This is a genomic window from Rhizobium terricola, from assembly GCF_012927355.1.
Taxonomy (GTDB): domain Bacteria; phylum Pseudomonadota; class Alphaproteobacteria; order Rhizobiales; family Rhizobiaceae; genus Allorhizobium; species Allorhizobium terricola.
The window spans coordinates 82,299-108,280 of the sequence record NZ_JABBGK010000006.1; the positions used below are offsets into that span (position 1 = coordinate 82,299).

The following is a 25,982-nucleotide window of genomic DNA, read 5'->3' on the forward strand; positions in this document are numbered from 1 at the left end:
ATGATCTCCTACGGTACCAACCCGATTGCCTGGTCGAACGACGACGATCGCTCGCTGGGCGCGCATATCAGCCTCGACCAGTGCCTCGACGAGACGGCGAAGATCGGTTTCGACGGCATCGAGAAGGGACATAAGTTCCCCGAGGATCCGGCGGGCCTGAAGGCCGTCCTCGAACCCCGTGGCCTGCGCTACGTTTCCGGCTGGCATTCGCTCAACCTGCTCACCCAGTCGATCGAGGACGAGAAGAAGGCGATGCAGCCGGCGCTCGATTTGCTGAAGGCCATGGGGTCGAAGGTCATCATCGTTTGCGAGACGTCGAATGCCATCCACGGCAATGACGCGGTTGCGGTCAACGACCGTCCGAAGCTCTCCGAGGGCGACTGGGCGAAGTTCGGCGCCGGTGTCGAGGCGCTTGCCGCATATGCGGCGGCGCAGGGTATCGCGCTCGTCTATCACCATCACATGGGCACGATCGTCGAGAGCGAAGACGAGATCGACAAGCTGATGGCCAACACGGGACCCCATGCCAAGCTGCTGCTGGACACCGGTCATTGCCTGTTCGGCGGCGGCAATCCGGAGCGCGTGGCGAAGAACTACATGCGCCGGGTCGGCCATATCCATGCGAAGAATGTCCGGCCGGTCATTGCCCGGCAGGTCCGCGACGAGAACCTGTCCTTCCTTGAAGGCGTGCGCCGCGGTGTCTTCACCGTGCCGGGCGACGCCGAGGGCGGCGTCGACTTCCCGCCGGTCTTGCGGATCGCGGCAGAGCATGGTTACCAGGGTTGGCTGGTCATCGAGGCAGAGCAGGACCCGGATGTCCGCAATCCCTTCGAGTATCAGAGCCTTGGTTTGAAATCGCTGAAGGCCATGGCCAAGGAGGCCGGGCTGGACAAGGAGACAGCGTGAAATTTCTCGATCCGCAGCACCCGTTCTTCAAGCCGCTCTGGCGCCGCATCCTGACCGTCGTCGCACCGACGGCCTGGGCTCTCGTCGAGCTTTCGAACGGTGAAGCGGGCTGGGCCGTCGTCTTCTTCGGAGCGGCGGCCTATGCGGGATACGAGCTGTTTCTGGCGCCGAAGCCGGCGCCGGATGCGAGGCCGTCGACAGACGAGGCCGCGAGAGACGACAAGGGAGACGAGGGATGAGCGATCTGCTGCGCAAGCCGAAGGGAGCCTCCGGCAAGGTGCACGACATCACGCCGGCGGATGCCGGATGGGGCTATGTCGGCTTCGGCCTCTACCGGCTGAAGGCCGGCGAGAGCGTGGCGGAACCGACCGGCGAGACCGAGGTCATCCTGGTGCTCGTCGAGGGCAAGGCGAAGGTTTCCGGCGGGGGCAAGGATTTCGGCGAGATCGGCGACCGGATGAATGTTTTCGAGCGCAAGGCGCCCCATTGCGTCTATGTGCCGGCCGGTTCCGACTGGTCGGCCACCGCGACGACCGACTGCACGCTCGCCCTTTGCACGGCACCCGCCGAGCCGGGGCGCGAGGCCCAAGTCATCGGCCCCGCCGGGATTTCGCTGGTCGAGCGCGGCAAGGGTGCCAACACCCGCTACATTTATCCGATCGCCATGGAAGATCGCGACGTTGCCGACGCGCTCCTGGTGACGGAGGTCTTCACGCCGTCGGGCAATTGGTCGTCCTATCCGCCGCACCGGCACGACGAGGACAATTTCCCGGAGATGACCTATCTCGAGGAGACCTATTATCACCGCCTCAATCCGGCGCAGGGGTTCGGTTTCCAGCGCGTCTTCACCGAGGACGGCTCGCTGGACGAGACGATGGCGGTGAGCAACGGCGATGTCGTCCTCGTGCCCAAGGGACACCATCCCTGCGGTTCGCCCTACGGCTACGAGATGTATTACCTCAACGTGATGGCCGGTCCATTGCGCAAGTGGCGGTTCCAGAACCATCCGGATCACGACTGGATCTTCCGGCGCGACAATCCGTAAGCACCGCACGGCAACTCAATTTTCGACTTCTGGGAGGAAGACATGGCGGGTCTCGGCATCGGGCTCATCGGCACCGGCTACATGGGCAAATGCCACGCGCTGGCGTGGAACAACGTGGCGAGCATCTTCGGCGACGTCGAGCGGCCGCGCCTTGTCACACTCGCCGAGGTCAATGCCGACCTGGCGGCGAAAAAGGCGGGCGAGCTCGGCTTCGCCAAGTCGACCGGCAACTGGCGGGACCTGCTGTCCGATCCGTCCATCGACGTGATCTCGGTCACCACGCCGAACGCCTTCCACGCAGAGATGGCGATCGAGGCACTCGAAGCCGGCAAGCATGTCTGGTGTGAAAAGCCGATGGCGCCGGCGCTCGCCGATGCGATCCGCATGCGGGACGCGGCCGCCCGCTCGGGCAAGGTCGCGGCCATGGGCTACAACTACATCCAGAACCCGATGATCCGCCACATGCGCCGCCTCATTGACGAAGGTGCGATCGGTTCGGTCAATCACGTCCGTGTCGAGATGGACGAGGACTTCATGGCGGATTCGAGCCAGCCCTTTTACTGGAAGAGCGAGGCAACCTCCGGCTATGGCGCGCTCGACGATTTCGCAGTCCATCCGCTGTCGCTGCTCTTCGCGCTGTTAGGCCACGTCGATGCCGTCGTGACCGACATGGTCAAGCCGTACGAGACCCGGCCGCTTGCCGCCGGCGGAAGCCGGGCCGTCGAGAACCACGACATTGCCAGCGTGCTGCTGCGGCTCAAGGGTGGCGTCTCGGCAGCCCTGATGGCGAACCGTTCGGCCTGGGGGCGCAAGGGGCGCATCGCCGTGCAGATCTTCGGATCGGCCGGTTCGATCCTCTTTGACCAGGAGCGGATGAATGAGTTCCAGCTCTACCAGGCCTCCGGCCGTCCGGAAGAGCAGGGGTTCCGCACGATCCTCGCCGCCCCCCACCACAAGCCCTATGACCGCTTCATCCCCGCGCCGGGCCATGGTCTCGGTTTCAACGACCTCAAGGTCATCGAATGCCGCGAACTGGTTGCCGCGATATCGGGCGAGAAGGCTCATCTCATCGGCTTCGATGACGGGTTGCGCATCGAGCGGAGCGTCCACGCCATGGCGCAGTCCTTTGCCGAGAAGCGCTGGGTGACCATCGAGGACTGATCGAGCCGCCCGGGCATCCTGCTGATCCGTTGCAGACCCGCGCCCGTAGAGGATCGGAGAGGCGCCCGCGAAAGCTTTGCGGGGCCCTTCGTCGAGGGTGAAGGGGTCGGTCATGGAAAACAGGGCGTTGCCGTCGCTCGGGGGCGATTATCGCGCATTGGTGCTGGGAGCATCGGGAGGGATCGGGTCAGCGTATCTTTCTGCTTTCCGCAAGGATCCCGCCTGCACTGTCGCCGTCGGCCTGTCGCGCCGCGACGACGGTTTCGATGTGACCGATGAGGCTTCCGTCTCGGCTGCGGCCGAGCGGCTCCGGGAGGAGGGCGCCGCATTCGACGTCATCATATGCGCGACCGGGGCCCTGACAATCGACGGCGTCGGCCCTGAGAAGACGATCCGTACCATCGCGCCGGATGCCATGGCGGCGCAGTTCGCCCTCAATGCGATCGGCCCAGCCCTCGTGCTCAAGCACTTCTCCGCTCTGCTTTCCCACGACCGGCGCAGCCTGATGGCTTTCCTTTCGGCGCGGGTCGGCTCGATCGGCGACAACCGGCTTGGTGGCTGGATCTCCTATCGTGCCTCCAAGGCTGCACTGAACCAGATCGTGCACACCGCCGCGATCGAGATCGCCCGGACGCGGCCGCTCACCGTCGTTGCAGCCCTGCACCCCGGAACCGTTGCGACCTCGCTTTCCGACCGCTTCTCCGCCGGTCATGAGAGGTTCAGTCCCGACGACAGCGTCAGCCGCATGCTGGCCGTGCTCGACGGGCTCGATCCGTCGGCAAGCGGTTCATTCCACGCTTATGACGGGCAGTCGATCCCGTGGTGAAGCCGGTCGGCAGATCCATTTGCCGTCACCGACCGTAGAAGGGCGAGAACCTCATACAGGAGCCCTTCCGATGTCCAAGACCAGGTCCATGTTCCTCGCGCTTCTTCTCCCCTTCTTCATGCCCGCTTCTGCCGTCTCCGCGGCCGAGGCGTTTACGCTCGAAGGCTTCTTCGCCGGAAAGAGCAAGGCGACAGGTTCGTTCAGCGCCATCAACGGGGTGAAACGCCAGTTCACCGTCGATCTGACCGGCAAGTGGGACGGCAGGACGCTGACGCTGCGAGAGGATTTCGTATTCAGTGACGGCACGCGTGACCGGAAGACCTGGCGCTTCGTGAAGACCGGGCCGTTAAGCTATTCCGGTACCCGTGAGGATGTGATCGGCGAGACGCGGGTGACCATCCGGGGCAATGTCGCGCGGTTCAACTATCTGGTCTATCTCGATTCCGCCAGGCAGGCGAACAAGGTCCGTTTCTACGACAAGATGGTGCTGCGCGCCGATGGCACCGTTCTCAACACGGCGCTGGTGACGAAGTTCGGCTTGCCGGTCGCCAAGACCGTGGTCGAGTTCGAAAGGCCGGGTCGCCCGGCGGGCCACGCTTCAAAGCGCTAGGCACGTGCGCAAAGAAAAGGCGGCGCCGAGGCGCCGCCAGGTGGTTTTCGCGGTGGGATGTATCGTCAGACCTTGCGTTTCTTCTGGCGATAGACGCAGGCGCCTGATCGGCCGTATCCAACGATACATTACATTTGAAAATGCTAATTAAGTTGTCATCAATCTCCGCGATGTAAGCTCACTCCAATTGTCCGCGATCTGCGCCGGGTCCGGAAAAGCTGCGCTGTCCGTTCGTCCGCGGGCTGCAGCATTTGGGCGGACGTCGCGGGTGCGGTTTCTGAACTGTCGTCACACGTCGATCTAGGTGAAGAGTTTTGGAGAACGATGCTGCAACAGATGCTCATGGCGGGGAAACCGCAGGCGGAACGGCCGTCTGATCGGCCCCGGCCGGGCCTGTCCGAAAAACCCGTGCTGCGTGCGCAGACCATCGCGCCCGATCCCGTCGAAGCCGTGGCGCAACTGCGCAAGGCTCTCCTGCGGGAGGATACCGGCCTGGTTCTCCTGTTCTGTGCCCCGACCTATGATCTCAAATCCCTGGAGTCGGAGATTGTCTCCGCGTTCGGCCAGGTTCCGGTTGCCGGCTGCACGACGTCAGGCGAGCTCGGACCGCTCGGCTATCGTAGCGAAGGCGTAGCCGGCATCAGCTTTTCAAGCCGGCATTTCGATATCGCTGCGGGATGTCTCGACGATCTCGCCACCTTCGATATCGCGCGTGGCGAGACCTTCGCAAAGGTCTTGTGGTCGCAACTCCTCGGCAAATCGCCGCGCGCCGATGACAGCAATTCCTTCGGCGTGATGCTGATCGACGGGATGGCCATGCGCGAGGAACAGGTCGCACAGGCCCTGCAGCGTGGCCTTGGCGACGTTCCCTTGATCGGCGGATCGGCAGGTGACGACCTGCAGTTCGGCCGTGCCTTCATCCTCAGTGACGGGGTGTTCAGGTCTGACCGCGCCGCCTGTATTCTGGTCAGCACCGATCTGCCGTTCCGGGTCTTCAAGAACCAGCATTTCGAAGTGCTCGATGAGAGGCTGGTCGTGACCGGCGCTGACAGTACAAGACGGCGTGTGAACGAAATCAACGGCCGTCCTGCGGCGCAGGAGTATGCCCGCGTCCTCGGCATTTCCGATCCACGCTTGACGCCGTCGGATTTTGCAGCCTGGCCCGTGGTCATCATGATCGAGGGCAGCAACTATGTGCGTTCCATCCAGAAGATCAACCCAGACGGTAGCCTTACCTTCTACTGTGCAATCGAGGAGGGCCTCGTTTTTCGTATCGGCAAGGGAACGGACCTCCTGCAAAGCCTCGAACGGGCCCTGCAGGCTGTCGAGTCGGTGATCGGCCGACCCCAGGCTCTGCTGACGTTCGACTGCATCCTGCGCAAGCTCGAAATCGCCCAGACGGGTCTTTTCGACGAGGTCGAGACGCTGCTGGCGCCGCGCGGCGCGGTCGGCTTCAACACCTATGGCGAACAATATCGCGGTGTGCACGTGAACCAGACATTCGTCGCCCTTGCGATCGGAGAGGAAACGTCGTGACGCCACTTGTCGCCCGAACCGACAATGCCGCGACCCTGGTCCCGGATCTGGAGGCCCTGAACGACGAAATCGTCCGGCTGAACAAGATGGTCAAGGTGCTGATGGACCGGGCGGAGCGCAGCGCTAACGCCCAAGGCAGCGATTTCAGCATCTTCCAGACGACGGTCACACTCGAGGAACTGGTCCGGCAGCGTACGGCCGAACTGGATGCGGCTCTGCGCCGAAACGAGGCGATGACTCGCGCGCTCGCCGATTCGGAAAGCCAGTTTCGCAGCCTCGTCAACCAGTCGCTCGTCGGCATCACGATCGTCGAGAATGGCGTGATCTCCTATGTCAACGATGCCTTTTGCCGGATTCTGGGCTATTCGAGCCGCGAGCTTCTTGGCTGCGATCCCTTGATCTTCGTATGCCCGGAGGATCGGGAGAGCATGCAGGAAAGCATCCGCAAACGGATCAGCGGTGAAATTGAAAGCGAGCGCCATACCATGCGCGGGCGGCACAAGTCCGGGCATGAAGTGGATGTCGAAATCCATGGTAATGTCATGGACCTTAACGGAAAGAGGGCGCTTATCAGCCTGTTCGTTGACGTCACTGAGCGCATGAAGGTCGAGCGCGAAGTTCGGAAGTTGCAGGAGGAACTGCTTGAGCAGTCCCGTCGCGACAGCCTGACGGGACTTCACAATCGGCGCTATTTCGAGCAGTCGATCGCCGGCCTGCTGGCGGCACCGACTGGCGAAGTTCGGCCTTTTGCGCTGATCATCGCAGATGTGGATCACTTCAAGGGTGTCAACGATCGTCACGGGCATCTGGCCGGCGATGCGGTGCTGGAGCAATTCGCCAGTGTCCTGAAACGGGCGCTGCGCCCGGACGACGTGATATGCCGCTTCGGTGGAGAGGAGTTCGTCATTCTTCTGCCAGGTGCTGATCGCGATGTCGGCATCTGCGTTGCCGAAGGGCTTCGGGCGCGGCTGCAGGCGACGCTCATAGCGGTGGATGGCGCACAGCTCACGATTACCGCATCGTTCGGCGTCTGCGCTTTTTCGATGGACGGTGCCACCCGCGACGATCTTCTGAAGCGGGCCGACGCGGCGCTCTACCGGGCCAAGGCCGCCGGGCGCAATCGCGTCGAAGGGGATGCCTGAAGCTCCTGCCCGGTAAGGATAAAAGAAAAGGCGGCGCCGAGGCGCCGCCAGGTGGCTTTCGCGGTGGGAGTTATCGTCAGACCTTGCGTTTCTTCTGGCGATAGACGTCGGCAACGACGGCTGTCACGATGATCATGCCCTTGATGATTTCCTGGTAGTAGGCGTCGACCCGGAGGAAGGTGAAGCCGGAGGTCATCACGCCGAGGATGATGGTGCCGATCACGGTGCCGGTGATGCGGCCGGCGCCGCCCGAGAGCGAAGTGCCGCCGATGACGGCTGCCGCAATCGCGTCGAGTTCGTACATGACGCCCATGCCGGCCTGTGCAGTCTGGGCGCGGGCGGCGGTCACGACACCGGCGAGGCCCGCCAGCATGCCGGCAATCGCATAGACCTTGATCAGGTGTGCCTCGACATTGATACCGGACACGCGGGCCGCCTGAACGTTGGCGCCGATCGCATAGGTGAACTTGCCGTAGCGGGTGTAGCGCAGGGCGATGTGGAAGATCATCGCGACGACGAGGAAGACCACCACCGGCCAGATGCCCGTGCCGATGAAGTTGAACTGGTCGGTCAGGCCGGAGACCGGCTGGCCCTTGGTGTACCATTTCGAGATGCCGCGTGCCGTCACCATCATGCCGAGCGTGGCGATGAAGGGCGGGATCTTGGTCCTGGCGATCAGCTGGCCGTTGATGAAGCCGGCGAGCAGGCCGACGGCGATGCCGAGCCCGATCGGAATGAAGAAGGGCAGGTCGGTCAGGCTCGGATAGAGCGCGCGGGACCAGGTCGACGACTGGGCAAGGCTCGCGGTGAACATCGCCGTCATGCCGACGACGGAGCCCGACGACAGGTCGATGCCGCCGGTGATGATGACCTGCGTCACGCCGACCGAGATGATGCCGATGACCGAGACCTGCAGGATCATGATGGTCAGGCGCTGCGGGTTCGCCAGGAAGCTCTGGCCGACGAATACCCAGCCGAGGACCTCGAAGACCAGCGCGATGCCGATCAGCACGAGGAAGATGTTCGCTTCCGGCGGGATGCGGCGATGTTGGGGCTTGCCGGTCTTCAGGTCGACCTCGCCCTTGGCCACGGTTTTGCTGTTCATTGTTTCCTCCCTCAAAGGTTCACGACCGCAGGCCGGCTCAACGGGCCGCCAGGTCCATGACCTTGATCTGTGTGGCTTCCGCACGGTCGAGGAAGCCGGTGACGCGGCCTTCATGCATGACCATGACGCGATCGCTCATGCCGAGCACTTCCGGCATCTCCGACGAAATCATGATGACGGCGACGCCGTTCCTGGTCATCTCGGTGACGAGGCGGTGGATCTCCGCCTTGGCGCCGACGTCGATGCCGCGCGTCGGCTCGTCAAGGATCAGGATGCGCGGATTGGTGAGCATCCAGCGGCCGATCAGCACCTTCTGCTGGTTGCCGCCCGAAAGGTTCTCGATGCGCTCCGCCAGGTTCGGGGTCTTGACCCTCAGCTTGCGGCACATCTCCTCGCATTCGGCGGTCAGATCCGCCTGCGTGACGAAGCCCTTGCTGACAAACCTGTCCTGCAGGACGGCGAGCTGCATGTTTTCCAGAACGCTCAGGATCAGCAGGCAGCCGGTGTCCTTGCGGTCCTCCGTGAGGAAGGCCATGCGATTGCGGATCGCTTCCGTCGGGCTTGTGATGGAGACGGGCTTTCCGTCGATCTCGATCGTGCCGGACGAGGCAGGCGTCACGCCGAAAATGGTCTCGGCGACGTTGGAGCGGCCGGAGCCGACGAGGCCTGCAACACCGAGGATCTCGCCCGCCCGCACGTCGAAGGACACGTCGCGGAAGACGCCGTCGAGCGTCAGGTTCTTGACCGACAGCACGACCTCGCCCAGCGGAACGTCCTCCTTGGGGAACATCTGGGTGATTTCGCGGCCGACCATCATGCGGATGATGTCGTCGCGCGTCACGTCGGTCGAGGCGTGGGTGCCGATATACTTGCCGTCGCGGAAGACCGAGAACTCGTCGGCGATCTCGAACAGTTCGCTCATTTTGTGGGTGATGTAGACGATGCCGATGCCCTGGTCGCGCAGGCTGCGGATGATCTGGAACAGATGCTCCACCTCGCGCTCCGTCAGCGCCGAGGTCGGCTCGTCCATGATCAGCACATCTGATTCATAGGAGACCGCCTTGGCAATCTCGACCATCTGCCGGTTGGCGACCGAGAGTTCGCCGACGCGGGTCTCGGGGTGAATGGTGATATTGAGCCGGTTGAAGAGTTCGGCCGTCTTGCGGTTCATCTCGCGATGATCGACGAAGCCGAAGCGGTTGAGCGGCTCGCGGCGAATCCAGATGTTCTCGGCGACCGTCATCGGTGACATCAGGTTCAATTCCTGATGGATCATGGCGATGCCGTTCTCCAGCGCGTCGAGCGGCGATTCCAGGCGGATGTCGACGCCCTTCAGCTGAACGGTGCCCTTGTCCGGATGGTAGATGCCGGCGAGGATCTTCATCAGCGTCGACTTGCCGGCGCCGTTCTCGCCCATCAGCGCATGCACGCTGCCGCGCTTGAGGCGGAAGGTCACGTCATCGAGGGCAACGACACCGGGAAACTCCTTGCGGACGCCCTCGGCGACCAGAAGATACTCGGCAGTGGGTACGGCGCCGCTCTTGCGGACAGCGGCCATCGTTGTCGGACTGACCATGGCAAATCTCCTCGCGCTTCATGCGGTGGGATGCGGGCCTGAGCCCGCATCCGCTTGATCTCGGAAGGGATCAGTTCTTGCTCTGGTAGTCCTTGAGGTTGGCCGGGGTGACCAGTTCGAAGGGAATGTAGACCTTCTTGTCGACGGCTTCGCCCTTGGCGAGCTTGAGCGCCGCGTCGACCGAGCCCTTGCCCTGGCCGGCCGCGTTCTGGAACACGGTGACGTCGAGGTCGCCGGCTTCCATGGCAGCAAGAGCGTCCTGGGTCGCGTCGACACCGGCGACGACATAGTCCTTCATGTCCTTGCCGGCTGCCTTCAGCGCCTGGATGGCGCCAATCGCCATTTCGTCGTTGTTGGCGATGACGGCGTTGAACTCGAGACCGGCGGAGAGCCAGTTGGTCACGAGGTCGGCGCCCTGGGTGCGCGACCAGTTGGCGGTCTGCTCTTCGACGATCTCGATGCCCTTGCACTCGTCGGTCGCCAGTACGTTATGAACGTCCTGGGTACGCATGCGGGCGGCCTGGTTGGAAAGCTCGCCCATCATGACGACGGCCTTGCCCTTGCCGCCGAGCAGCTTGCAGACTTCCTGGGTTTCGAGCGTGCCGGACTCTTCTTCGTTCGAGGCGACGAACGCCTGCTTCTCCGGCAGTTCGTTGACGTTGACCGGCTCGCGGTTGACGTAGACCAGCGGAATGCCGGCGTCGGCGGCGATCTTCGACATGGCGGCGGTCGCATCGGTGTCGACCGGGTTGACGATGATGGCCTGTACGCCGGCTGCGATGAAGTTCTGGATCTGGCTCTGCTGCTTGGCGACGTCGTTCTGTGCGTCTTCAACCTGCAGCGTCACGCCGTCGAGCGTTTTGGCGTAGTCCTGCATGCCGTTGCGCAGGACGGTCAGGAAGTTGTCGTCGAACAGGGCCATGGATACGCCGATGGTTTCGGCATGGGCGGCCGTGCTCAAGAGAACAGACATGGCGGCGCCCAGAATAAGCTTCTTCATGATATTTCCTCCTCAAACGGTGTCCGGCGTCACCTTCTCCTGCCGGAGACCGGATTTCGTCCGGCCGTGCACTTGTCCCGCGCTCCCGACGCGCCGGAAAACGGAATGAAAAGACCGCCAGTCCGGAAATGCAGATAATTTATTCCATTTTTTGTTTCGCCCGTCAACGGCGCAGATGCGTCGGACAGGCAGATTTCCGCTACCTGACGGGAAATGTGGAGAAAAACGCAGTTTTGCGCCTGTTCATAAATGGAATTTCCGTTCCATTTATGGGCGCGAAAGATTGTCGAAGCGGGTCTTGGGGAAGAAAATCGGCGCAGGGCGCCCCGGTTGCCGAAACGGCAGGGCCGGATTGACGCGGGCGGGCGGGCCGAAAGGTACCCGCCCGCCCGTGCGGTGCTCAGATCGCTACGCTGATATAGGTCATGCTGGCCTTCACGGCTGCGCCCGGATCGGCCAGCGCATGCACGGTTTCGGCGAAGGGTTCGAAGGAGAGGGGCCCGCGGTAGCCGTCCGCGTCGAGGGCGCGGATCTGTCCGGCATTGTCGAGCCGGTCGTCGCCGTCGACCAGAACGCGATGGCTGTCGCGCATGTCGGAGACGGAGACGTCCGGATCCGTGACGCCGGAGATATGCACGAGCCCGGTCAGTTCCGGGAAGAGTGCCGGTTCGCCTGCGAGGTGGTGATGGAACGTGTCGTGGACGAGCCTGAAGACCTCGCCGCCGCCGACTGCCCGGATGGCGTCCGCCGCCTCCTGCTTCGAACGCAGCGAGCAGATCTCGAAGCCGAGGGGCTCGACCAGGCCGATGATGCCGGTCGCTTCAAGGCGCGGCTTCAATGCGGTGAGCGCTTCGCGCAGGTTCTGCTGGCGCTGGCCGTCCTCCTGGCCGGTGCCGTCGTTCTTCGGCACGAGCACCAGCGCCCGGGCGCCGCAGGCATGCGCATAGGCGATCAGTTCGTCGGCCTCGCGGGCGCGCGTTTCGTTCCATTCGTTGAAGCGCTGAAGGGCGTTGATCGAGATGATCTCGATGCCGCGGTCCTCGGCCAGCTTGCGAATCTCTTCGGGCGCGGTGCCGTCGAGGATGGCGTTGCCGGCGAGGTCGTTGCGGATCTCGACGGCGCGGATGCCGAGCGAAAGCGTGAGATCGAAGAAGTCTGCGATCTTCAGCGACGGCGTGGTCATGTGGTTGAGTGCGAATTGCAGAGACATGGGTTTCCTTGTTCCTCCCAGACGGGCGACGGTCTCCGCATGGGGAGACGGGCCGGTGCCGAGGCGGGAATTGAGCAAATCTCTTGACGTCAGTCAAAGGCCGCCCGAGAGGAGGGTCCATCATTCCTGCAAGATAGTCGAACCGGTATGATGGAAATCCATCATCATATGTTTTCGGAGATGAACAGGTCGAAGGGCAGGAAGGTCTGGCCGGGAATGCTCGCCTCGCCCCGTTCGATCGCGCCGATCATCAGTCGCACCGTCTCGGCGGTGAGTGCCGCGACCGGTGTGGCGATGACGGCGGTTGCTATGTCGTCGGCCAGCGCCTCGCGGCTTTCGGGCGTCAGTTCGTTGACGACCGCTGCCACACGCCCGGCGCAGTTTTCCTCGCGAAGCGCTGCGATCGCGCCTTCCATGCCGCCGCCGCAGGGATAGAGGCCGATGAGGTCCGGATGTTGCTGCAGGAGGTTGAGCGTCGCCTCGTGGGTGATTTCCGGCGTGTCGAGATTGATCTGTGTTTCCAGCACTTCGAAGCCGGGGGCGTTTTCCCGGAAATAGGAGCGGAAGCCGATTTCGCGCATTTCGTGGCCCAGGAAACGGTGGCTCCCGACGAAGCAGGCCACCTTGCCGGGCTTCCTGGCGGCCTTGGCGATCAGCCAGGCTGCGGTGCGCCCGACCTTGCGGTTGTTCAGTCCTACATAACCTTCGCGGACGCCGGCGGCAAAATCGGAGAGCAGCGAGAAGACCGGAATGCCGCGGCCCTTGAGTTCGTCGATCGCGGCCGTGATGCCGGGATAGTCGGGGGCGACGAGCGCGATCGCCTGGCAGCGGTTCGCCATCGCGCGGAGCTTTTCACCGATCGCCGCGGGCGTCGAGGCGGTTGTGTATTCGATCTGACTGGTGATGCGGGCGGTCGTCGCCTGCTCGCATGCCTCGGCGAAGCCTGTCTCGACGTTCTGATAGAAGGCCTGCGCCGGTTTCTGCAGCAGGAAACCCAGCCGGTAGTGGGGAAGATCCTCGAAGGCTCGCTGCCGTATCAGGCTTGCGGCATGATAGCCGATCTCGCGGGCCGCCTCGTAAACCCTTCGTGCCGTCTCCTCCCTGACCGGCAACCTGCCGTTCAATACCCGGTCGATGGTCGCCACGCTGACGCCGGACCGTTCCGCCAGATCCTTGATCGTCGGACGACGGCGTTGAGACTTCTTGATTGAATCCATCATAATCTTCACTCATCAAATGATGTCAAAAGATAGAAACTATCATAGCCCGATTGTTGCAGGAGGAAAGTGCTTTTATCTTCGAGGCAGTGAGATGAGCTGAAAAGCGCCAGCCTGGAGGAGGATGACGATGACGACAGCGACAGCGGCAATCGGATCGAAGCGGGACTACAGCCTGACGGGGCGCGATGCGCAGCGGGCCGTGGAGATCGGGCTTGCCTCGGCCGAGTGGTACCATACCGACGTCCCGCGCAAGCAGATGAAGGAGCTGATGCAGCGTTTGGACGGTCCTGCCATTCGCGATACCGCGATCTGGCTCGGCTCGATGGCGCTGTTTGCCGGCCTCGGCGTCTATTTCTGGGGATCGTGGATCGCCGTCCCGTTCTTCCTCGCCTACGGCGTGCTCTACGGTTCGGCTTCGGACAGCCGGTGGCATGAATGCAGCCACGGTACGGCTTTCAAGACCCCGTGGATGAACAAGGTCGTCTACCAGATCGCCTGCTTCATGATCATGCGCAATCCGGTCACCTGGCGCTGGAGCCATGCCCGCCACCACACGGACACCGTGATCGTCGGCCGCGATCCCGAAATCGCCGTCATGCGGCCGCCGGATCTGGCGCGCCTTATCCTCAATTTCTTCGGTCTGCTCGATGCCTGGCATGCGATGACCGACATGGTCCGCAACGCCTTCGGCCATCTCAGTGCCGCCGAAAAGTCGTTCATTCCGGACATGGAGCAGGGCAAGGTCGTCACGGCCGCGCGCATCTGGCTGGCGATCTATGCCGCGACGCTTTTCGCCGCCTTTGCCATGGGCTCGATCCTGCCGCTGATGCTGATCGGCCTGCCGCGGCTTTACGGTGCCTGGCATCATGTCATGACCGGCCTTCTGCAGCATGGCGGACTGGCTGACAACGTCGTCGACCACCGGCTGAACAGCCGTACCGTCTACATGAACCCGATCAGCCGGTTCATCTACTGGAACATGAACTATCACGTCGAGCACCACATGTTCCCAATGGTGCCGTATCACGCACTGCCGCAGTTGCACACGCTGATCAAGCACGACCTGCCGGTCGCCAATCCGTCGATGCTCGACGGCTATCGCGAGATGATCCCGGCCTTCCTGCGCCAGCTTCGCAACGAGGACTACTTCCTCAAGCGTGCGCTGCCGCCGACGGCGCGGCCGTATCGCGAGGAATTCCATGCCGCGCCGGTGGCGGCGGCTGCCGAATAATCGATTGCCTGGGAGGAAAAGACCATGAGCGACAATTGGGTAAGGGCCTGCGCGATCGATGACGTCGACGAGGAAGACGTCATCCGCTTCGACCACAACGGCCAGACGTTCGCGATCTATCGCAGCCCCGACGACGAGTTCTTCGCGACCGACGGACTGTGCACCCACGAGAAGATCCATCTCGCCGACGGCCTGGTGATGGACGACATCATCGAATGTCCGAAACACAACGGCCGCTTCAGCTACAAGACGGGTCAGGCCAAGGGCGCCCCGGTCTGCGTCAACCTCAAGACCTATCCGGTCAAGGTCGAGGCCGGCGACGTCTTTATCGGGCTGGAGTGACGGTCATGACCGAGCACATCGTCATAGTCGGTGCCGGTCTCTGCGGGGCGAGGGCAGCCTTCGCTCTTCGCGGGCTCGGGTTTGCCGGCAGCGTCACGTTGGTCGGCGAAGAGCTGCTGCCGCCCTACGAGCGGCCGCCGCTTTCGAAGCAGACCCTGATCGACGAGCCTGAGCCGCGTGTGATCGCGGCCGGGGACGATTACCGGAGCGCCGGCATCCGGCTCGTCACCGGCGAGCGGGTCGATAAGATCGACCGTGCGGGATCTCGCGTGCTGCTTTCCGGGGGAGAACAACTCGCCTATGACCGGCTTCTTCTCGCGACCGGCGCACGGCCCCGCCCGTTCCCGGGTGTTGCCGAGGGGAGCGAACGTATCCTGACGCTCCGCAGTCACGCGGATGCGGCGACCATCCGCAGCCGGCTGGTGTCTGGCGTGCGGCTCGCCGTCATCGGCGGCGGCTTTATCGGTCTCGAGCTTGCCGCGACTGCGCGGCGCCTCGGCGCCGAGGTGACGGTGATCGAGGGACAGCCCCGGCTGCTTTCGCGCGGCGTTCCGGCCGAAATTGCCGACGTCGTCGCGCTTAGGCACAAGGCCGAGGGCGTCAAGGTGCTGTGCGGTACGGCGATCGCGAGCCTGGCGGAAGAACCGGACGAGGTCTCGGTGCAGCTGGCTGATGGCCGCATCGTCCGGGCCGATCTGGTGGTGGCCGGCATCGGGGCCATTCCCAATACCGCCCTTGCCGAACAGGCCGGGCTTGCAATCGAAAACGGCATCGCAGTCGACGCGCGCCTTGAGACGTCCGATCCGAAGATCTTCGCGGCCGGCGATTGCTGTTCCTTTCCGCTGGCACTCTATGGCGACAGACGGGTTCGGCTCGAATCCTGGCGCAATGCGCAGGACCAGGGCCACCTCGCTGCCGCGAACATGCTGGGCGACAGCGTCGAAAACCCCGGCGTGCCGTGGTTCTGGTCGGATCAGTACGATCTCACCTTGCAGATCGCCGGCCTTGCGGAGGGCGCGTCGACCACGGTGCGGCGGGATCTCGGCGAGGAGGCGTTCATCCTCTTTCACCTCGATCCCGAGGGGCGGTTGCTCGCCGCAAGCGGCATCGGCCGCGGCAATGCGGTCGCGCGCGACATACGGCTTGCGGAAATGCTGATCGCGGCGCGGGCATGCCCGGATCCGGCATCGCTTGCCTCTGCAGACACCAAGCTTAAGAAGCTGCTCGCCGCCTGAGGCGGGCAGCGTGAAGGCCAATATTTCATCGATCGCCGGAGAGACCATGCGCAATCGCCGCCCGACCGTCCACGACCTCCTGTCCCTGAAGGGCAAGCGGCAGCTCACCATGCTTCGTGTGGTGACGCTGGAGGAGGCAGAAGCCGCCGAAAAGGCGGGGATCGACCTTCTGTCCGTGCCGCCTTCGCTTCTCGGGCCGGCTTTCCGCGAGGCTGCGCCAACCTGCTTCACCTTTCCCGGCCTCGAATACGGTGATTATGTCACGGCCGAGGAGTACATCCGCGCTGCCTTTGCCGCTCTGAAAGCGGGGGGCGATGCGGTCTATTCAGCCGCGAGCCTTTCGACCGTGCGGCGCATGCGCGACGAGGGCATTCCGGTCTGCGGTCATGTCGGGCTGATCCCTTCCAAGGCGACCTGGACCGGCGGCTTCCGGGCGGTCGGCAAGACATCGGCCAGCGCTTGGGAGGTGTGGCGCCAGGTCAAGGCCTATGAGGAGGCCGGGGCCTTTGCCGTGGAGATCGAGGTGGTGCCGAGCGAGGTCGCGAGCGCGATTTCGAAACGTACCTCGCTGCTGATGCTGTCGATGGGAGCCGGGGCCGGCTGCGATGCACAGTATCTCTTCGCCGAAGACGTGCTCGGTGCTCATCGCGGGCACTATCCCCGCCACGCCAAGGTCTATCGCAATTTCTCCGCCGAGTTCGATCGGCTGCAGAACGAGCGGATCGCTGCCTTTTCCGAATATGCAGAGGACGTGCGTTCCGGCGCCTATCCGGAGATCGGTCACGAGGTGGCCATGCCGCCCGAGGAGTATGCCGACTTCCTGAAGCGGCTCGGATCGGACTGACGGATCACCAACGCCGGCCGGGGGTCACGCGCCCCCGCCTGACAACCAGGCTTCCATGCCGTGCGCCACGCTCCTCCCGCTGGCGAGGCAGGCAGTGAGCAGGTAACCTCCGGTCGGCGCCTCCCAATCCAGCATCTCCCCGGCGACGAAGGTGCCGGGAAGGGCTTTGAGCATCAGGTTTTCGTCGACGCTGTCCCAGGTGATGCCGCCTGCCGACGAGATCGCCTCGGCGATCGGCCGGGGAGCGGCAACCGGCAGCGGCAGCGCCTTGATCGTCTCCGCGAGCGACCTTGCATCGAGGCGATTGGCGTCGGGCTGAAGCTCCCTGAGCAGGGCCGCCTTGACCCCGTCGAGACCCGTCGCCTTGCGCAGGCGATTGGAAAAGCTCGCCTTGGCATCCTGGCGGCCAAGATCCCGCTCAAGCTTGTCGAGTGTCCGCCCGGGGCAGAGATCGAGCTTGAGGTTCGCCCGGCCGTCTCGGGCGAGCGCATCGCGGAGCGCGCCCGCATGGGCGTAGACGAGGCTGCCCTCGATGCCGTTCCGGCTGATGACGAATTCGCCCTGCGTCGTGCCGGCCGCGCTGGTCGCCGTCACCGACTTGACCGGTTCGCCGGAGAATCGTTCGACGAAAACCTCGGAGAACCGGCAGTCGAAGCCGCAATTGGCAGGCCGGAATTCGGCGACCTCGACGCCTTGCGCCTGCAGCCACGGAACCCAGACCGCGTCGGAGCCGAGTTTCGGCCAGCTTGCACCGCCGAGTGCCAGCAGCACCGCATCGGCCTCGACGGTCTTTTCCCCCTCAGGCGTGGCGATCCGGCAGGCATTGCCGTCGAAGCCGATCCAGCGGTGGCGGGTGAGGATGGTCACCCCTTGCGCCTCCAACCTCTTCAGCCACGCGCGCAGCAGCGGCGAGGCCTTCATGACGGTCGGAAAGACACGTCCCGAGGAGCCGGTGAAGGTCTCTGTTCCGAGCCCCGTCGTCCAGTCCCGTACATCTTCCGGCGTGAAGCCGTCGAGCATCGGCCGCAGCCAATGCGCGGCCGCGCCGTAGCGGGTGACGAAGCGCTCATAGGGCTCGGAATGGGTGATGTTGAGGCCGGACTTTCCGGCGAGCAGGAACTTGCGGGCGACCGTCGGCATGGCTTCGTAGACGGTCACGGCATGGCTGGCCCGCGACAGCTCCTCGGCCGCCATCAGTCCCGCCGGTCCGCCACCGATGATTGCAATACGCCTGTTCGTCATGATTCCCTCCATCGCCCGCCGGCGCTCAATCGAGGGTGAAGCCGGCGAGCCTGTCGGCGAGCGAGGCGATGGTTGTGCTGTCGGCATTGGCGAAGGCGAAGCGCAGGTAGTTTGCCTGGCCCTCGCCGAAATAGGCGCCGGGAATGCAGACGACGCCTGCCTCTTTGGCCAGCTTCTCCGCCACGACCGCGGACGGTGTTCCGGCGAAGGGGTGGCGGATGAAGGCGAAATAGGCGCCGAGCGAATCCATCTTCCAGGCCGGAAGCTGGGCCATGACGTCCTTCAGCGTATCGGCGCGGCGGACGATCTCGGCGCGGTTGGCGTCGCGCCACTCCTTGAGCGCCGGGATTGCGCGGGCGACCGCGGCCTGCGGCGCACGCGGCGCACAGATCTGCAGGTTGTCCATGACCTTGGCGATCTGCGCGACTGCTTCCTCACCGGCGGTCACGGCGCCGAGGCGGTGGCCCGGAATGCAGAAGGACTTGGAGAAGGAATAGAGCAGGATCAGGTTGTCCTGCCATCCCGGCACGGACAGGAGGTCATGGGGGCGCTGTCCTTCGGGCAGGAAGTCGCGATAGGTCTCGTCGAGGATCAGCCACGCGCCTGCCTTGCGGCAGGCTTCGAAGATCTCGCGCAGCAGGCCTGCCGGATAGATCGCGCCGGTCGGATTGTTGGGCGAGACGAGGGCCAGGGCCTTGACGCCGGTGGCCAGGATCTCGCGGACCGCGTCGATCCGGGGGACGAAGCCGTCTGCCGGGTCGAGCCACAGCAGCCGGCGCTCGATGCCCATCATCGCCAGGGTGGTTTCCTGGTTGAAATAGAAGGGGTCGGTCAAGGCCACGGCATCGCCGGGGCCGGCGATTGCCATCGCGGCGGCCATGAAGGCCTGATTGCAGCCCGAAGTGATGTGGATGTTGTCCGCCGTGACCGGTGCCCCGCAGAGCTCCGCGACCTCTGCGGCATAGGCCGTGCGCAGGTCCGTTTCACCCTCGATCGGTCCGTAGCCCGCATAGACGCGGGAGGCGGCGGCCTCGCCGAGCCAGGCAAGGAGGTCGGGATGCGGTGGATAGCCGGGCACGGCCTGCGAAAGGTCGATCAGCGGGCCACGGGCGCCACCATAGGCGCGCGCCCAGGCAAAGACAGAAGGGACCGGCGGCGGCGAGAGGCGGGAAACGAGGGCGTTGAAGGCGGGTGCGGGCATGTCGTTCACTTGTGTGGTTTCAAAGGGGGTTGGATCAGGCCGAAAGGGCAGGATCGGAGGCGGGTTCTGCGGTAATCGGCGCCGTCTTGCCGGCGCGGGGTGTTCGGCTGCGCGTCGTCTGGCGCACCGCCGGACGGATCTGCGAGCTGCGTTCGTTCTCCAGGGTGGCGAACATCCAGTCGATGAAGACGCGGACGATCGGGGCCGCCCGCATCTCGTTGCGGGCCGCGACATAGAAGGCATCGGAGGCCGGGACCGAAAGATCGAAGGGAATGATGAGTTCGCCGGCGGCGATCAGGCTGGATGCGGTAATGCTGTCGCCGAGCGCGATGCCCTGGCCGTGGCGGGCGGCCTCGGTCGAAAGCCGGGCGTCGCTCATGAAGTGCTGGCGTCCGCGCGGCGCGTCGAGCTGGTCGGCGGCGGCGAGCCATGTGTTCCATTCGCGGCCGTCGTCGCCATGCAGCAGCACATGATCGCGCAGGTCCCGGACGGACCGCAATGGCCGGGAATTGAGCAGCGAAGGGGACACGACCGGGAAAAGCTCGAAGGTGCTCCACAGCCTTGTCCAGCAGTCGCGCCAACCGCCCGGCCCGTAGAGGATCGCGACATCGACGTCGGGCGAGTGGATGAGGTTGCTGTCGTTACTGGACGAGAGTTTGAGGCTGATTTCCGGATACTGTTCGGAAAAGGCATTCATCCGCGGAATCAGCCAGAGGGAAAGCAACGCCGGAACACAGGCGACGCGCAGCGTGCCGCTCGTCGAGGGGCGATTCATCAGGGCGGTCGCCGCGGCGATGCCGTCAAAGGCCGAGGAAACCGCCGGCAGCAGCAAGGCGCCCTGCGGTGTCAGCTTCAGGCGCTTGCCGCCGCGTTCGAAGAGCGCCGCCTTCAGCGTTTCCTCAAGGGTCTTGATCTGGTGGCTGACCGCCCCGTGGGTGACGTTGAGCTCGCGTGCCGCGGCCGAGATCGAGCCACGCCGCGCCGCGGCCTCGAAGGCCCTCAGCGGATTGAGCGGGGGAAGCCGGCTGGACATGGGTCGAAAACTCTATGAATTTTTCTCACAGGGATTGCTATAACATCGTGAATTGATTTTCCATAGTGGTTGCGAGTTAATGCTCAGATTAGAGGCAGACCAGAGATCTGCCGATTAAACAGTCTCCGGTGGCGCGCGTCGCCCTGCGGATGCGAAGAGGGTAATTGATCATGACGTTCGACGAAAAGAAGCTTTCGGAACTACGCGCCAAGTTCGGTGGCGACCAGGCCGGGGAAATCTTCGATCCGAAATTCGCCAAGGTGGGCGAAAAGATCTTTTCGAACGGGACGCGTGCCGCTCCCTATGCCGGCGTGCCGACCTTCCTGTCGGCGCCGCATCGGCCGATCGATCCGAAGGCTCCGGATTTCGGCGACCTGCAGGTGGCGATCGTCGGCGTACCGATGGATCTCGGCGTTTCCAACCGCCCCGGCTCGCGTTTCGGGCCGCGGGCGCTTCGCACCATCGACCGCATCGGTCCCTACAACCATGTGCTCGACTGCGCGCCGATCTTCGACCTCAAGGTCGGCGACATCGGCGACGTTCCCTTTTCCAGCCGCTATCGCCTCGAACTCAGCCACGAGGACATCGAAAAGCACCACACCAAGATCGTCGAGGCCGGCATCCTGCCGCTGTCGGTCGGTGGCGACCATTCGATCACCCACCCGATCATGAAGGCCGTGGCCAAGAAGCATGGCCCGGTCGGCATGATCCACATCGACGCCCATTGCGACACCGGCGGCGCCTTCGACCAGACCAAGTTCCACCATGGCGGCCCCTTCCGCAACGCGGTGCTTGATGGCGTGCTCGATCCGACCCGCACCATCCAGATCGGTATCCGCGGTCCGGCCGAATATCTGTGGGAGTTCTCCTACGAGTCCGGCATGACGGTCATCCACGCCGAGGAGATCACCGGTCTCGGCATTCCGGCGATCATCGAGAAGGCGAAGAAGGTGATCGGCGACGGCCCGACCTATCTCTCCTTCGACGTCGACAGCCTCGATCCGAGCATCGCACCCGGCACAGGAACACCGGAAATCGGCGGCCTCTCGTCGCGCGAAGTGCTCGAACTCATCCGCGGGCTCAAGGGTATAAACCTCGTCGGTGGCGATGTCGTCGAGGTGGCGCCGCAGTATGACGCGACCAACAACACGGCCCATGCCGGCGCTCAGGTTCTCTTCGAAATCCTGAGCCTCATGGTCTATAGTCCGGCGATCAAGGGCCGCTGAGCGACTGGCAATTTATCCGCGGCGGGGTTATCCCGCTCGCGGACCGCACTTCATGACAACCAACGAAGACAAGGGAACAGGACCATGAAAAAAATCCTCAATACTTCCGTCAGCCGCCGCGGCGTGCTGGCCGGTTCGCTTGCCGGTGCCGGCATGCTCGCCATGCCGTCGATCCTGCGCGCCCAGGACAAGTCGCTGAAGGTCGGCGTCTATGGCGGCTACTTCAAGGATTCGTTCGACAAGAACATCTTCCCCGAATTCACCAAGGCGACCGGCATCGCCATCGAATCCGTCGCGGAGCCGACGGGTGAAGCCTGGCTCGTGCAGCTCGAGCAGGCCGCCAAGGCCGGCCAGGCTCCGGCCGACTTGTCGATGATGTCCCAGGTCTCGATGCTGAAGGGCCAGTCGACCGAACTCTGGGCACCGCTCGACACCGCCAAGATCAAGAACGCCTCGAACCTGATCGACCGTTTCGTCAACAAGTATCCGGATGGCCGCATCGCCGGCATCGGTGCCGTTGCCTGGTACATCACGCTCGTCACCAACACCGACGTCTACAAGGAAGCTCCGACCTCGTGGGCGGCGCTCTGGGATCCGGCAAATGCCGACAAGCTCGGCCTCTTGGCGCTGGTTTCCAACTCCTTCCTGCTGGAAGTGACCGCCAAGACCCATTTCGGCGGTACCAATGCCCTCGACACCGAAGAGGGCATCCTCAAGGTTTTCGAAAAGCTCGCCGAAGTGAAGCCGAATGTGCGCCTCTGGTATCGTGACGAAGCCCAGTTCGAGCAGGCGCTGAAGTCGGGCGAAATCCCGATGGGCCAGTATTACCACGACGTCACCGGCCTTGCCGCCGCCGACGGCCACCCGGTCCGCTCGACCTTCCCGAAGGAAGGTGGCATCCAGGATTCCGGCTGCTGGGCCCTGTCGCGCGCCTCGACCAAGGTCGAGGAAGCCCATGTCTTCATCGACTACATGTGCCAGCCCTCGATCCAGGCGACGCTGTCGCGCAAGGTCGGCACCGCACCGACCGTCAAGCGCGAACTGCTCGACCTGACGGCCGAGGAATTCGCAGCCGTGTCCTCCGACATCGAGCCGATCACCCCGCGCTACGACCTCTACCAGACCAAGTCGGACTGGCTGAACCAGAAGTGGACCGAGCTGATCGTCGGCTGATACTGGAGAATGCCCCTCACCCTGACCGGACCCGGGTCGAGCCACGTGTCTCGACCCGTCCTTCGAACCCCCGCTTGCGGGGAGAGGGGACGGACGCGGTGCGGCAAGTCTCCTTCTCCCCGTTTTAACGGGGAGAAGGTGCCCGGCAGGGCGGATGAGGGGCCATTGTCTTCTGCGTGCCTGGATAGCGGACCAACTGTCCCGCTTGAGCCCCGAGCAAGAGTGCGAGACAATCAAACCCTTGATGGGCCGCCGCGGCCGGGGCAGACAGGGACGTAGATCCCATACCTTTTTCTTTCGGAGACAGAATGTCCGGACTCATCCTCAACGGTGTCACCAAGCAATTCGGACCGTTCACGGCCGTGGATCAGGCGCAGCTTTCGGTGCCGGAAGGGCGCTTCGTGTGCCTGCTCGGCCCATCGGGCTGCGGCAAGACGACCCTGCTGCGGATGATCGCCGGTCTTGAGCAGCCGACCGGCGGCTCGATCGTGCTCGACGGTACGGACATCACCGAGGTCCCGACCCACAAGCGCAATCTCGGCATGGTCTTCCAGTCGCTGGCGCTCTTCCCGCACCTGACCGTCGGCGAGAACATCGCCTATCCGCTGCGTATTCGCGGCATCGGGCGCGAGGCTCAGGTCAAGCGCGTCGAGGAACTGCTGGCGATGATCCATCTGCCGGGTTATGCCGACCGCCCCGTCACCAAGCTGTCGGGCGGTCAGCGCCAGCGCGTGGCGATCGCCCGTGCGCTGGCCATCTCGCCGAAGCTTTTCCTGCTCGACGAGCCGCTCTCGGCCCTCGACGCCAAGCTGCGTGAGGCGATGCAGGTCGAACTTCGCAAGTTGCAGCAGCAACTGGGCATCACCACCATCGTCGTCACCCACGACCAGCGCGAGGCCATGACCATGGCCGACACCGTGGTCGTGATGAACGGCGGCAAGATCCGCCAGGCGGCGAGCCCGATCGAGATCTACCGCAAGCCGGCCGACCGGTTCGTCGCCGACTTCATCGGCTCGACCAATCTCCTGCCGGTGACCATCGAGAGCGGCCGCACGCTGGTTCTCGGCCAGGCGGTCGAGGGCATTTCGGCAGATCAGGCGGCCTGCAGCCTCTCGGTCCGGCCGGAGGACATCCATCTGTCGGCACCCGGCGAAGGGCGTCTCTCGGGCCGCGTCACCTTCATCCGCGACCTTGGCGGCACGATCGAGACCTTCATCGACGTGCGCGGCACTGAGGTGATCGCGGTCTCGACCCCGCGCGAACGTCCCGTCGTCAGTGTCGGCCAGGAGGTCGGCCTGGTGATCGATCCGCAGACCGCCGTGGTGCTCGCCGCATGAGACGCGAACCGCCCAAGACCGCGCTCGACTATGCGCCGCTCGCCTTTCCGGCGGGCATGCTGATCCTCTTCTTCGTCGTGCCCTTCGGCACGATGATCGCCGTCAGCTTCTTCCAGCGCGATCCCGCCGGCTTCTATTCGCCGGCCTTCGTGTTCGACAACTATGCCCGCTTCCTGTCGATGTTCTTCGCCGGCGTGCTCGGCTTCTCCCTGATGCTGGCGATCGCGGTCGCGGCCGTCTGCGTGGCGCTCGGCCTGCCGTTCACCTACCTGCTCACACGCATGTCGCGCAAAGCCCAGGTCGTCTGGCTGGTGGCGCTGCTCTCGGTGCTGTCGCTGTCGGAAGTCATCATCGGCTTCGCCTGGTCGACGCTGTTTTCCCGCACCGCCGGCATCACCAACCTTCTGGTGATGATCGGGCTCATGGAAAAGCCCGTGGCGCTGATGCCGAATTTCGCGGCGGTGCTGACCGGCATGACCTATCAGGCGCTACCCTATACCGTGCTGGTGCTCTATCCCGCGCTCGTCCGTCTCGACCCGACGCTGACGGAAGCGGCCCGCACGCTCGGCGCCTCGCCGCTGCGTGCCTTCTTTACGGTCGTCGTTCCGGCGCTGCGCAACACGATCCTTGCGACGCTCATCATGGTCTTCATCTTCGCGCTCGGCTCTTACCTCCTGCCGCAGATCCTCGGACGGCCGCAGCACTGGACGCTGTCGGTGCTGATCACCGACCAGGCGATCTACCAGTCGAACATGCCGTTCGCGGCCGCGATGGCGGTGTTCCTCGTGCTCGTCACGCTCGGCATGGTGGCTCTCACGCTTTTCGTCGGCCGGAAGGGAGAAGCGGCATGAACAGCTTGCTGACGCGTTTCTACTTCCTGCTGGTCGGCATTTTTCTCGCCGCTCCGATCGTCGTCGTTGCCGGCGTATCGGTCAACGAGAAGCAGAGCCTGACCTTCCCGCCCGAGGGCTTCTCACTGGCGTGGTATGGCGCGATCTTCACCGATCCGGGTTGGCGTTCCGCCTTCTTCGCCTCGGTCGTCCTGGCGCTGGCCTCGGCGGCGCTTGCGGTGCTGATCGCGCTTCCGCTTTCCTGGTTCCTCTGGCGGCGTCTCGCCCCCTGGGCGAATATCTTCCAGGTGCTGGGCATCGCACCGTTCACCCTTCCGCCGGTCATCACCGCGCTCGGCCTTCTGACCTTCTGGGCGGCAAGCGGCTTTTACGGGCAGCCGTGGACTGCGGTCATGGGTCACGGGATCTTCTTCGTGACGCTGCCGCTCGTGACCCTGTCGCTCGGCTTTTCCGCGATCGACCGTTCGCTGGTCGAGGCGGCCTCCACCATGGGCGCCGACGATCGCACCGTGTTCCGCACCGTCGTCCTGCCGCTCATTCGGCCCTATCTGGTGTCGGGTTATGCGTTCGCTTTCGTGCTGTCGCTCAACGAATACATCGTCGCCTACATGACCGTCGGCTTCACCATGGAGACGCTGCCGATCAAGATCTTCAACGCGCTGCGCTACGGCTACACGCCGGTGATGGCGTCGGTGTCGATCCTGTTCGTCGTCGTCGCCGGCATCGTCTTCGGTCTCGTCGCCCGTTTTGGCGATCTGCCAAAGCTCTTGGGCGCCATGGCCGCCGACGACCGATAACGGAACCGTTTGTCCCGTTTCGTGACACTTCAGGACCTCCCCGGGGAAACGCGGGGAGGTTTTGCTTTTCATCATACAGCAATGAAAACAACACGTTGGGTGAAGGCGCGGCCTGAAAGTATTGCTGTTTCGT

The 25,982-nt window shown here is 64.0% G+C and carries 25 protein-coding genes; 17 read left to right on the plus strand and 8 right to left on the minus strand.

The window, feature by feature from the left end; all coding sequences use genetic code 11:
* The 8 genes from iolE (at window position 1) to HHL25_RS20170 (ending at window position 7,226) form a co-directional block, all read left to right on the plus strand.
* Window positions 1-906, plus strand: coding sequence for a myo-inosose-2 dehydratase (gene iolE, locus HHL25_RS20135; protein WP_169595020.1), 906 nt, complete (start codon window positions 1-3; stop codon window positions 904-906).
* The gene (locus tag HHL25_RS20140) at window positions 903-1,145 is read left to right on the plus strand and encodes a hypothetical protein (RefSeq protein ID WP_169594901.1); all 243 of its coding nucleotides are present in this window, start codon (window positions 903-905) and stop codon (window positions 1,143-1,145) included. The genes iolE and HHL25_RS20140 overlap by 4 nt, the downstream gene beginning before the upstream one ends.
* A complete protein-coding gene (iolB, locus tag HHL25_RS20145; protein WP_169595022.1) occupies window positions 1,142-1,951 on the plus strand; it encodes a 5-deoxy-glucuronate isomerase in 810 nt (269 codons plus the stop codon). The genes HHL25_RS20140 and iolB overlap by 4 nt, the downstream gene beginning before the upstream one ends.
* A 42-nt stretch (window positions 1,952-1,993) precedes the next feature.
* A complete protein-coding gene (locus tag HHL25_RS20150; protein WP_169595024.1) occupies window positions 1,994-3,112 on the plus strand; it encodes a Gfo/Idh/MocA family protein in 1,119 nt (372 codons plus the stop codon).
* Between the two features lie 112 nt (window positions 3,113-3,224).
* A complete protein-coding gene (locus HHL25_RS20155; RefSeq protein ID WP_169595025.1) occupies window positions 3,225-3,938 on the plus strand; it encodes an SDR family NAD(P)-dependent oxidoreductase in 714 nt (237 codons plus the stop codon).
* A 70-nt stretch (window positions 3,939-4,008) separates the two neighbouring features.
* Window positions 4,009-4,548, plus strand: coding sequence for a DUF3833 family protein (locus tag HHL25_RS20160; RefSeq protein WP_246701914.1), 540 nt, complete (start codon window positions 4,009-4,011; stop codon window positions 4,546-4,548).
* A gap of 408 nt (window positions 4,549-4,956) precedes the next feature.
* A complete protein-coding gene (locus HHL25_RS20165; RefSeq protein ID WP_205927950.1) occupies window positions 4,957-6,084 on the plus strand; it encodes an FIST N-terminal domain-containing protein in 1,128 nt (375 codons plus the stop codon).
* Between the two features lie 86 nt (window positions 6,085-6,170).
* Complete coding sequence (locus tag HHL25_RS20170; protein ID WP_169595028.1) at window positions 6,171-7,226, plus strand: sensor domain-containing diguanylate cyclase; 1,056 nt, start codon at window positions 6,171-6,173, stop codon at window positions 7,224-7,226.
* 76 nt (window positions 7,227-7,302) lie between these two features.
* On the opposite strand, the gene HHL25_RS20175 is transcribed toward HHL25_RS20170, so the two are convergent.
* From HHL25_RS20175 to HHL25_RS20195, 5 genes are all read right to left on the minus strand, one after another.
* A complete protein-coding gene (locus HHL25_RS20175) occupies window positions 7,303-8,331 on the minus strand; it encodes an ABC transporter permease (protein ID WP_169595029.1) in 1,029 nt (342 codons plus the stop codon).
* 37 nt (window positions 8,332-8,368) lie between these two features.
* Entirely contained in the window at window positions 8,369-9,907 is a 1,539-nt protein-coding gene (locus HHL25_RS20180; RefSeq protein WP_169595030.1) for a sugar ABC transporter ATP-binding protein, read from the minus strand.
* A gap of 70 nt (window positions 9,908-9,977) precedes the next feature.
* Entirely contained in the window at window positions 9,978-10,907 is a 930-nt protein-coding gene (locus HHL25_RS20185; RefSeq protein ID WP_169595031.1) for a sugar ABC transporter substrate-binding protein, read from the minus strand.
* A gap of 400 nt (window positions 10,908-11,307) precedes the next feature.
* Window positions 11,308-12,117 (minus strand): TIM barrel protein, encoded by an 810-nt coding sequence (locus HHL25_RS20190; protein ID WP_169595032.1) that lies wholly within the window; start codon window positions 12,115-12,117, stop codon window positions 11,308-11,310.
* A gap of 164 nt (window positions 12,118-12,281) precedes the next feature.
* Window positions 12,282-13,334: a LacI family DNA-binding transcriptional regulator gene (locus tag HHL25_RS20195; protein WP_169595033.1), complete on the minus strand. Its 1,053-nt coding sequence runs from the start codon at window positions 13,332-13,334 to the stop codon at window positions 12,282-12,284.
* Between the two features lie 130 nt (window positions 13,335-13,464).
* On the opposite strand from HHL25_RS20195, the gene HHL25_RS20200 reads away from it, so the two are divergent.
* The 4 genes from HHL25_RS20200 to HHL25_RS20215 are packed head-to-tail and all read left to right on the plus strand — an operon-like array spanning window position 13,465 to window position 16,989.
* A complete protein-coding gene (locus HHL25_RS20200; protein ID WP_169595034.1) occupies window positions 13,465-14,568 on the plus strand; it encodes a fatty acid desaturase family protein in 1,104 nt (367 codons plus the stop codon).
* A 24-nt stretch (window positions 14,569-14,592) separates the two neighbouring features.
* Window positions 14,593-14,910: a MocE family 2Fe-2S type ferredoxin gene (locus HHL25_RS20205; RefSeq protein WP_169595035.1), complete on the plus strand. Its 318-nt coding sequence runs from the start codon at window positions 14,593-14,595 to the stop codon at window positions 14,908-14,910.
* Window positions 14,911-14,915: 5 nt separating this feature from the next.
* Window positions 14,916-16,145 (plus strand): NAD(P)/FAD-dependent oxidoreductase, encoded by a 1,230-nt coding sequence (locus HHL25_RS20210; protein ID WP_169595036.1) that lies wholly within the window; start codon window positions 14,916-14,918, stop codon window positions 16,143-16,145.
* A gap of 46 nt (window positions 16,146-16,191) precedes the next feature.
* Window positions 16,192-16,989, plus strand: a complete 798-nt coding sequence (locus HHL25_RS20215; protein ID WP_169595141.1) for a 3-methyl-2-oxobutanoate hydroxymethyltransferase — start codon at window positions 16,192-16,194, stop codon at window positions 16,987-16,989.
* A 24-nt stretch (window positions 16,990-17,013) separates the two neighbouring features.
* Here the strand turns inward: HHL25_RS20215 and HHL25_RS20220 are convergent, their stop codons facing one another.
* Genes HHL25_RS20220 through gcvA form a run of 3 tightly spaced genes read right to left on the minus strand, consistent with a single transcriptional unit; the run spans window position 17,014 to window position 20,465 of the window.
* A complete protein-coding gene (locus HHL25_RS20220) occupies window positions 17,014-18,231 on the minus strand; it encodes a TIGR03862 family flavoprotein (protein ID WP_169595037.1) in 1,218 nt (405 codons plus the stop codon).
* Window positions 18,232-18,256: 25 nt separating this feature from the next.
* Window positions 18,257-19,432: an aminotransferase gene (locus HHL25_RS20225; protein ID WP_169595038.1), complete on the minus strand. Its 1,176-nt coding sequence runs from the start codon at window positions 19,430-19,432 to the stop codon at window positions 18,257-18,259.
* Between the two features lie 34 nt (window positions 19,433-19,466).
* Window positions 19,467-20,465 (minus strand): transcriptional regulator GcvA, encoded by a 999-nt coding sequence (gene gcvA / locus HHL25_RS20230; RefSeq protein ID WP_169595039.1) that lies wholly within the window; start codon window positions 20,463-20,465, stop codon window positions 19,467-19,469.
* A 170-nt stretch (window positions 20,466-20,635) separates the two neighbouring features.
* Between gcvA and speB the strand changes: the two genes are divergently transcribed.
* The 5 genes from speB (at window position 20,636) to HHL25_RS20255 (ending at window position 25,849) form a co-directional block, all read left to right on the plus strand.
* Window positions 20,636-21,691 (plus strand): agmatinase, encoded by a 1,056-nt coding sequence (gene speB / locus HHL25_RS20235; protein WP_169595040.1) that lies wholly within the window; start codon window positions 20,636-20,638, stop codon window positions 21,689-21,691.
* An 84-nt stretch (window positions 21,692-21,775) separates the two neighbouring features.
* The gene (locus tag HHL25_RS20240; protein WP_169595041.1) at window positions 21,776-22,864 is read left to right on the plus strand and encodes an ABC transporter substrate-binding protein; all 1,089 of its coding nucleotides are present in this window, start codon (window positions 21,776-21,778) and stop codon (window positions 22,862-22,864) included.
* Window positions 22,865-23,172: 308 nt separating this feature from the next.
* Complete coding sequence (locus tag HHL25_RS20245; protein WP_169595042.1) at window positions 23,173-24,201, plus strand: ABC transporter ATP-binding protein; 1,029 nt, start codon at window positions 23,173-23,175, stop codon at window positions 24,199-24,201.
* On the plus strand, window positions 24,198-25,052 hold the full coding sequence (locus HHL25_RS20250; protein WP_169595043.1) for an ABC transporter permease: 855 nt from the start codon (window positions 24,198-24,200) through the stop codon (window positions 25,050-25,052). Before HHL25_RS20245 ends, HHL25_RS20250 begins: the two co-directional genes overlap by 4 nt.
* Window positions 25,049-25,849, plus strand: a complete 801-nt coding sequence (locus HHL25_RS20255; RefSeq protein ID WP_169595044.1) for an ABC transporter permease — start codon at window positions 25,049-25,051, stop codon at window positions 25,847-25,849. The genes HHL25_RS20250 and HHL25_RS20255 overlap by 4 nt, the downstream gene beginning before the upstream one ends.
* Window positions 25,850-25,982 lie beyond the last annotated feature (133 nt).